This is a genomic window from Paenibacillus timonensis (assembly GCF_022427145.1).
In the GTDB taxonomy this organism is placed as follows: Bacteria; Bacillota; Bacilli; order Paenibacillales; family Paenibacillaceae; genus Fontibacillus; species Fontibacillus timonensis.
This window is the reverse complement of sequence record NZ_JAKSXN010000108.1, coordinates 1-7,094: the sequence shown is the minus strand read 5'-3', so window position 1 is coordinate 7,094 and position 7,094 is coordinate 1. Positions and strand designations below refer to the sequence as shown.

General features: G+C 57.0%; 8 protein-coding genes and 1 riboswitch. Of the genes, 5 read left to right on the top strand and 3 right to left on the bottom strand.

The genetic code is table 11. From position 1 onward, the window contains the following. Nucleotides 1-302: 302 nt before the first annotated feature. From MJ257_RS24090 to glyA, 4 genes are all read left to right on the top strand, one after another. The gene (locus MJ257_RS24090; protein ID WP_240271719.1) at nt 303-863 is read left to right on the top strand and encodes a manganese efflux pump MntP; all 561 of its coding nucleotides are present in this window, start codon (nt 303-305) and stop codon (nt 861-863) included. Nucleotides 864-939: 76 nt separating this feature from the next. Continuing rightward, nucleotides 940-1,524, top strand: coding sequence for a low molecular weight protein arginine phosphatase (locus MJ257_RS24085; RefSeq protein WP_240271718.1), 585 nt, complete (start codon nt 940-942; stop codon nt 1,522-1,524). A gap of 49 nt (nt 1,525-1,573) precedes the next feature. Then, a riboswitch (ZMP/ZTP riboswitch) is annotated at nt 1,574-1,656 on the top strand. 135 nt (nt 1,657-1,791) lie between these two features. Continuing rightward, nucleotides 1,792-2,376 carry a TIGR01440 family protein gene (locus MJ257_RS24080; protein ID WP_240271717.1) on the top strand — a complete coding sequence of 195 codons (585 nt, stop codon included), beginning with the start codon at nt 1,792-1,794 and terminating at the stop codon, nt 2,374-2,376. Nucleotides 2,377-2,409: 33 nt separating this feature from the next. Further along, nucleotides 2,410-3,657, top strand: a complete 1,248-nt coding sequence (glyA, locus tag MJ257_RS24075) for a serine hydroxymethyltransferase (protein WP_240271716.1) — start codon at nt 2,410-2,412, stop codon at nt 3,655-3,657. Between the two features lie 55 nt (nt 3,658-3,712). On the opposite strand, the gene MJ257_RS24070 is transcribed toward glyA, so the two are convergent. The 3 genes from MJ257_RS24070 to MJ257_RS24060 form a co-directional block, all read right to left on the bottom strand. Next, entirely contained in the window at nt 3,713-4,483 is a 771-nt protein-coding gene (locus MJ257_RS24070) for a class I SAM-dependent methyltransferase (protein ID WP_240271715.1), read from the bottom strand. Beyond that, nucleotides 4,480-5,397, bottom strand: coding sequence for an NAD(P)/FAD-dependent oxidoreductase (locus tag MJ257_RS24065; RefSeq protein WP_240271713.1), 918 nt, complete (start codon nt 5,395-5,397; stop codon nt 4,480-4,482). The genes MJ257_RS24070 and MJ257_RS24065 overlap by 4 nt, the downstream gene beginning before the upstream one ends. 61 nt (nt 5,398-5,458) lie before the next feature. Continuing rightward, nucleotides 5,459-5,950 carry an RrF2 family transcriptional regulator gene (locus MJ257_RS24060; protein ID WP_240271711.1) on the bottom strand — a complete coding sequence of 164 codons (492 nt, stop codon included), beginning with the start codon at nt 5,948-5,950 and terminating at the stop codon, nt 5,459-5,461. 277 nt (nt 5,951-6,227) lie between these two features. Between MJ257_RS24060 and upp the strand changes: the two genes are divergently transcribed. Then, the gene (upp, locus tag MJ257_RS24055; protein ID WP_178023323.1) at nt 6,228-6,857 is read left to right on the top strand and encodes a uracil phosphoribosyltransferase; all 630 of its coding nucleotides are present in this window, start codon (nt 6,228-6,230) and stop codon (nt 6,855-6,857) included. Nucleotides 6,858-7,094 lie beyond the last annotated feature (237 nt).

Here is a 7,094-nt window from a genome sequence, read left to right as displayed (position 1 = left end):
GCGGTGGGCCAGCTTTTGAGTGAATTAGCGCCACAAAATACCGTTAATTGAAAGGAATTCCCGCATTCCTAGGAAAATAACGCCACTTATTACCTCTATTTCAGGAGATGGCCAGGCGAGAACCTACCGCTTTTAAACTTATGCCTACATCCCCATTCCCGCAGACTTAGGATTTTGTTTGCCACTCCAGCAAGCAGCCTCCGCGACTCCGTCCTCCCCAGGCTCACCCCCCCGCCAAGTCATGAACCGCAACCTGTCCGCATATGGTTGTACAAAAGACTGGACAAAAGGGGATTGCGGTTATGACGGAGGCTTACGAGCGGCTGGGAGAGCTGTTGACGATTCTGCTGATGGCGGCTGCGCTGGGCATGGATGCTTTATCGCTCGGCATCGGCATCGGCATGAAAGGAGTCCGGCGGAAAGACGCGCTCCGTATCGGGACGATGGTCGCTCTCTTTCACGTGCTGATGCCTCTGCTAGGCATTGTGGCGGGACAATATGTCGGTGCGTTGCTGGGGAGCTTGGCCCGGTACGCCGCGGGAGGGCTCCTATTTCTGCTCGGCGCCCATATGATCATCAGCTCGGTCAAAGGTAGCGGCGTGCAGTCGATCAACCACCGGACCTGGTTCGGCGTGCTGCTGTTCTCGCTTAGCGTCAGCATCGATTCGTTTTCCGTCGGCGTGTCGCTGGGCATGTTCCATGGAGACTGGTTGCTGGCGGTGCTGGCCTTCGGTCTTTTTGGCGGCGTCATGTCCTTGGTTGGGCTGGCGATGGGGCGAGGGATGGGGCGTTCGCTCGGTGATTACGGCGAGGCGGCAGGCGGGGCGATATTGCTGGCGTTTGGACTGTTGTTCATCTTTTGAAACTGCGGCTATTCGTGATAAAATAAAGGTCCAAGCGCGGGGGGATGCTCCCCGCTAAACATGGAGGTGAAAGGGCATGCGCATCTTGTTTGTGTGTACCGGAAATACCTGCCGCAGCCCGATGGCCGAAGGCATGCTGCGCAAGCTGGCGCGGGACCGGGGGTTGGACGTGCAGGTTCGTTCGGCTGGTGTGGCCGCCATGAAAGGGAATTCCATTTCCCGTCATGCGGAAGCGGTGCTGCGGGATCGGGGGATCACGGATGCCTTTGAGTCTACCCCTTTATATGCCGAATTGACGGACTGGGCCGATCTGATTCTGACGCTGACGCAAGGGCACAAGCGTCAGGTGATTCATTCATTTCCGGGCACAGCCGATAAAATATTCACGCTCAAAGAATATGTCGAAGATAACGCCGCCATTCTAGCCAACCTGGAGGAGTACCGGCGCCTGGCGGCGGACCGGGAGCTCGCCCGGGCGTTGGGCAGCGAGTGGCCGGTTGGGCAGCAGCGGCGGCTGGAGGAGTTGCAACGGCGGTTGCCTGGATACGACATTTCCGATCCGTTTGGCGGGTCACGGGCGGACTACGACCGGGCGGCGGCGGAGATCGGCGCTGCGCTGGAGAAACTGATCGCCAAGCTGGAGCGCGGCGAGGGGGATTAAACCTGTTGCATTTGGCTCGCCGATGCTTTATTCTAATAGCAGAAGTTTTCAGATCCGATGTAACTGGCGACAAGAGTGGATCAAACCACGATGGAGCATCGGAGTATACGGCCGGTCGCCTGGGCAAAGAGCACGACGCGCGTAAGCTGCGTTATGCTCTTTTTTTGTTGGGTCAGGTCTTTCGTTTGCGGTACGCCTTTCTCTGTTATAATAAGGACAGTCTTTGTGTAAATGTTCCGGATATGCGGAGAAAGGAGCGGGCATCACATGGAGCAGGAAGAGCTTGGAATGATTCGGGCACAGGTGGCAACGATTGCGGAGGAAGTGGCCGCCGCGGCCAACCTGGGTCCGGGCAAGCTGCTGGTCGTCGGGGCCAGCACGAGCGAAGTGGCAGGTAAACGCATCGGCACGGGTGGGGCCGAAGACATCGCCTCCGAGCTGTGGGCCGGCATCGAACAGGTCCGGGCCCAATACGGCTTCGACGTCGCGTTTCAATGCTGCGAGCATTTGAATCGCGCGCTGGTGGTCGAACGGGCGGTGCTGGAGCGGCTTTCGCTGACGGAGGTGGCCGCGGTGCCCGTGCCGAAGGCGGGCGGATCGATGGCTGCCGCGGCCTACCGGCGATTGTCGGCTCCGTGCTTAGCGGAAATGCTCGAAGCCCACGCCGGGATCGATATCGGCGAAACGCTGATCGGCATGCATTTGCGCCGGGTGGCGGTGCCGTTTCGCCCTTCGCTGCGGAAGATTGGTCAGGCTCGCGTCACGGCGGCTACGACCCGTCCGAAGCTGATCGGCGGGGAACGGGCCGTTTATGCGCTACCGCCGGATTCGGACTCCACGCTTTGCGATTAAGATCGGATTTGATTATAAGGAGGATAACGGAAGATGGAAAATTTGAGAAACCAAGATCCAGCCGTGCTGGAAGCTATGAACCTGGAGCTGAAGCGTCAGCGTAACAACATTGAGTTGATCGCTTCCGAGAACATCGTCAGCGAGGCGGTCATGGAGGCCATGGGCTCCGTGCTCACCAACAAATACGCCGAAGGATACCCGGGCAAACGGTATTATGGCGGCTGCGAACGCGTGGATATCGTGGAAAATATCGCCCGCGACCGGGCGAAAGAACTATTTGGCGCCGAGCACGCCAACGTTCAGCCGCATTCCGGCGCGCAGGCGAACCTCGCCGTTTATCTTGCCGCTCTCAAACCCGGCGATACGGTGCTGGGGATGAACCTGGCGCACGGCGGCCACTTGACCCACGGCAGCCCGGTCAATGCTTCCGGTTTGTTCTATAACTTCGTCGCTTACGGCGTACAGGAAGACACGTTCCTGATCGATTACGACGAAGTGCGCAAAGCGGCGTTCAAGCATCGTCCGCGCCTGATCGTAGCCGGGGCGAGCGCTTATCCGCGGATCATCGATTTCGAGAAGCTGGCTTCCATCGCAAACGACGTTGGCGCGCTCTTCATGGTCGATATGGCGCATATCGCCGGCCTCGTGGCTGCGGGTCTGCATCCGAACCCGGTGCCGCATGCCCATTTCGTGACGACGACGACCCACAAGACGCTGCGCGGCCCGCGCGGCGGGATGATTTTGTGCAAACAGCCTTGGGCAGCCGCCATCGACAAAGCGGTATTCCCGGGTACGCAAGGCGGCCCGCTGATGCACGTCATCGCTTCCAAAGCGGTTGCATTGGGCGAAGCGCTTCAGCCTTCTTTTAAAACCTATGCGGAAAATGTCGTGAAGAACGCTCAAGTCCTGGCGGAAACGCTGATTTCCGAAGGCTTGAACATCGTGTCGGGCGGCACGGATAACCACCTGATGCTGGTAGATACGCGCAACCTGAACATCACGGGGAAAGACGCCGAGCATGTGCTGGATTCGATCGGCATCACGGTGAACAAAAACGCGATTCCTTTCGACCCGACCAGCCCATTCGTGACCAGCGGGATCCGTATCGGTACGCCGGCTGCCACTTCGCGCGGCATGGACGAGGAAGCGATGAAGGAAATCGGCCGGATTATCGCCGTCGTGCTGAAATCGCCGAAGGACGAAGCGCTGCTGGATAAAACCCGCAAGCAAGTGTCCGAGTTGACCGACCGTTATCCGTTGTACCCGAACCTGAAATATTAATTAAGGCATAACAAAACCGGGAGCGATTCGCTCCCGGTTTTGTTGTATTTCTGAATTAATCCGTATCTTTGACCGCCATGATCCGCAGCCGGCTGGTATCGAGCATCCATTGCCCTTCCTTATATAAAGCGGGTTTGGCGAGCGATACGATAGCGTCATACAGAGGGCCTCTCTCCGAAGGGACGATTTCAGGGAAAAAATGTTCCGCAAAGCTATCGAGCCACTTGCGCAGTCCTTCCTCGCCGTTCAACGGTCTGGGAGCGTCAAGATGCCGGGCAAACGTAACGCGGAAGCCGATTTGTTCCAAGAGGCTTGCGTACTCGCCGATGCTGGGATGGTACCATGGATTTCGTCCTTCCCATGGGAATCCGTACGTTTTCAGAACCTGTTCGATGGCCCCGGTTAATGCAGCGACATTACCTTTCCCGGCGAATTCGGCCACAAAGCGGCCGCCTTTCCGAAGAGCGAAACGGATCGTTTCCGCGACGGCGGGCGCATCCTGGATCCAATGCAAAGCGGCGTGGGAAAATACGGCGTCATAACGACTATCGCTCCGGTACCGGCGGGCATCCGCGATTCGAAGGTCCAGGCCGGGATAACGCTGTATCGCCCGGCGGATCGTTTCCTCCGATGCGTCGATACCGGTGGGGATGGCTCCGGCGGCGGCAATGGCTGCCGTCAAATCCCCGTTGCCGCAGCCGAGGTCAAGAATTCGTTCGCCTGGCTCCGGCCGGAGCCAAGTCAAGAGCTCGGTGCCCGGTCTCGCGGTTGGCGTTCGAGGATCGTGAGGTTGGCTGATAGTCGAGCCGTCTTTAGACCTGTTCATCCGTTTTGCCTCCATGCTTCAAGATTCAACTCGTTGTTCAGCGCAGCGGCGGCCATGGCTCCGGAGGAAGCGGCAGCGATGGCCTGATGCCGCATCGTGACGGCATCGCCGGCGCTAAAGACGCCCGGCACGTTCGTTTTTCCGAATTCGTCGACGATGACCGTTCCTGCCTCGGTAACCTGACAACCCAGGGTCTGCGGAAGGTCAGAGCCAATCGTGAGGTCCGGCCTGAAAAAGATTCCCCTGCACGGAATGGCCGTCCCGTCCTCCAGAACGACCTGCCGTACGATCCCTTCTTCCGACTCAATGGAACGGATCGGTGCATCATGGAAAGGGACTCCATGCCGACGTAAGTCTTCGCGCTCTGCATCGGTCAAACCGTCGGGGCCGTTCGTGCATAACGTGAAGCGGTCCGTCCAACCAGAGATCAGCGGGATGAAGTGCATGGCTTCTGCCCCTCTCGTAATGATCACCAAAGGTTCGTCGCGCAATTCCCAGCCGTCGCAGTAGGGGCATACGAAGGCGCTTTTCCCATAAACCTCGGGAAGACCCGGAATGTTTAGCGGCCGATCCTTCATGCCGACGGCAAACAGCAGCTTCTTGCTGCGGAGGGTCAAGCCTTGGGCGGTGGCGATTTGAAAATCGCCATCCTTTCCGGTAACGGATTGGGCGGTGTCTTCGATAAAAGTGATGCCGGGATAACGGGCGATTTGTTCTTTGGCCAACCGCCGCAGTTCCCCCGGGGGGATCCCGTCTCGCGTCAGGAATCCATGGGCCTCTCTTGTTACCGCGTTACGGGGGCGCCCTTCATCGAGGACCACCGCTTTCTTGCGGGCTCTTCCCAGCATCAGGGCGGCATTCAAACCGGCCGGTCCGCCTCCGACAATGATGGCATCGAACATGGTTTCGTTCATTTTTCTGATACACCTCCATGGATCTTTAATATCCATAATTAAAATGCAAGAAGCGCTTGGCTCACTTCTTGTGCACGGGAAATTTCCCGGCTGCATAGGCTGCATCTAAAACCGACTGGATCGTATGCTCCCGCAGGTATTGATTGAGTTGCCGTTCGGCGCCGTCCATGACTTGCTTAACGAGGCAGGCGTTACTTCCTGCATCCTGCGGGGATTGCCCGTGTCCGTGATCTTCTTCTTCGGCAAGCATGCGATGCTGATGCGACTCCCTATTCGAGCATTCGAATAGGTGCTGCCGCCCTTCGATCACTTGGATGACCTCGAGAAACGTGATTTGATCCGCAGAACGGGCCAGCTCGTAACCTCCATTCACGCCGGGCACCGCACGGACGATGCCGTCCTGCCGTAGCTTGGACATGATTTTGGAGAGGTAGCTCTCCGAAACGCCCAGCGTCGCGGACAATGATTTGATGCCGACGTTTTGGCGGCGTTCCGCGCCCGCCAGGTGAATAAGGGCGTGCAGCGCATAATCGGTGCTTTTCGAATATTGCATGACCGGTTCTTCCTTTGTTAATTATGGATTTGGTGTATCCATAATAACAAGAATACATCCTGACTGTCAAGGGCTTCCGGAAAGGAGAGGAAGCAGCTTTCAAGCGAGTTCCTTCATATATAAGCGGTTTCTTTTTGACGGCTTTGCAACATGTTGAAGCGAGGGTGAAAATGCCAACTTGGAATGATATAATAGACAAGATTTGTGGAGCGTTCGAGGAATGGGAACGAGATGGCAAGTAAAGACTTAGCAATAAAAGCGGAGGGACGACGAAAATATGGGAAAACTGGTGGTATGCGATCACCCTTTGATTCAACACAAACTGACTTTTATCCGCGACATGCGGACCAACACGAAGGATTTTCGCGAATTGGTGGATGAAGTGGCGACTTTGATGGCTTACGAAATTACGCGGGACATCCCGCTCGAGTCGATTAAGGTGCAGACGCCGGTGGCCGAAGCCGAATCGAAAGTCATTTCCGGACGGATGCTGGGGCTCATTCCGATTCTTCGCGCCGGGCTGGGGATGCTGGACGGGGTACTGAAGCTGCTCCCTGCGGCGAAGGTTGGACATGTCGGGTTGTTCCGGGATCCGGAAACGCTGCAGCCGGTCGAATATTACATTAAGCTGCCTACGGACGTTCAGGAACGCGAGCTGATCGTGATCGATCCGATGCTGGCCACCGGGGGATCTGCTATTGCGGCCATCACCGCGTTGAAGAACCGCGGCTGCACCCAGATCAAAATGATGAACCTGATCGCCGCGCCGGAAGGCGTTAAGGCGGTTCATGATGTGCACCCTGACGTAGACATCTACGTGGCGGCTTTGGACAGCCACCTCAATGAACATGGCTACATCATTCCGGGCCTGGGCGACGCCGGCGACCGGTTGTACGGCACGAAGTAATTTGATCGTTATCGTCGCGCGGATAAAGTTAAGGAACGATTCGGCGGCGTCATGTTCTGCACGTGGGTGTCCGGTGGTGACGTTTGAAGTTGCCCCCGGCCTCCGGCTGATTAACAGTAAATCGTACTGTTAATTTCCCGTTATTCGCGTGTTGAAGGAAAATAACAGTAAATCCTACTTTTAATTTGACCTGTTTCATCGAAGTCGCCGGGTTCTACCGAAAATAACGGTAGATAT

Excerpts from the sequence above, each read along its gene's own strand:
- MJ257_RS24090 (WP_240271719.1), top strand. The coding sequence starts at position 303 with ATGACGGAGGCTTACGAGCGGCTGGGAGAGCTGTTGACGATTCTGCTG.
- MJ257_RS24085 (WP_240271718.1), top strand. The coding sequence starts at position 940 with ATGCGCATCTTGTTTGTGTGTACCGGAAATACCTGCCGCAGCCCGATG.
- MJ257_RS24080 (WP_240271717.1), top strand. The coding sequence starts at position 1,792 with ATGGAGCAGGAAGAGCTTGGAATGATTCGGGCACAGGTGGCAACGATT.
- glyA (WP_240271716.1), top strand. The coding sequence starts at position 2,410 with ATGGAAAATTTGAGAAACCAAGATCCAGCCGTGCTGGAAGCTATGAAC.
- MJ257_RS24070 (WP_240271715.1), bottom strand. The coding sequence starts at position 4,483 with ATGAACAGGTCTAAAGACGGCTCGACTATCAGCCAACCTCACGATCCT.
- MJ257_RS24065 (WP_240271713.1), bottom strand. The coding sequence starts at position 5,397 with ATGAACGAAACCATGTTCGATGCCATCATTGTCGGAGGCGGACCGGCC.
- MJ257_RS24060 (WP_240271711.1), bottom strand. The coding sequence starts at position 5,950 with ATGCAATATTCGAAAAGCACCGATTATGCGCTGCACGCCCTTATTCAC.
- upp (WP_178023323.1), top strand. The coding sequence starts at position 6,228 with ATGGGAAAACTGGTGGTATGCGATCACCCTTTGATTCAACACAAACTG.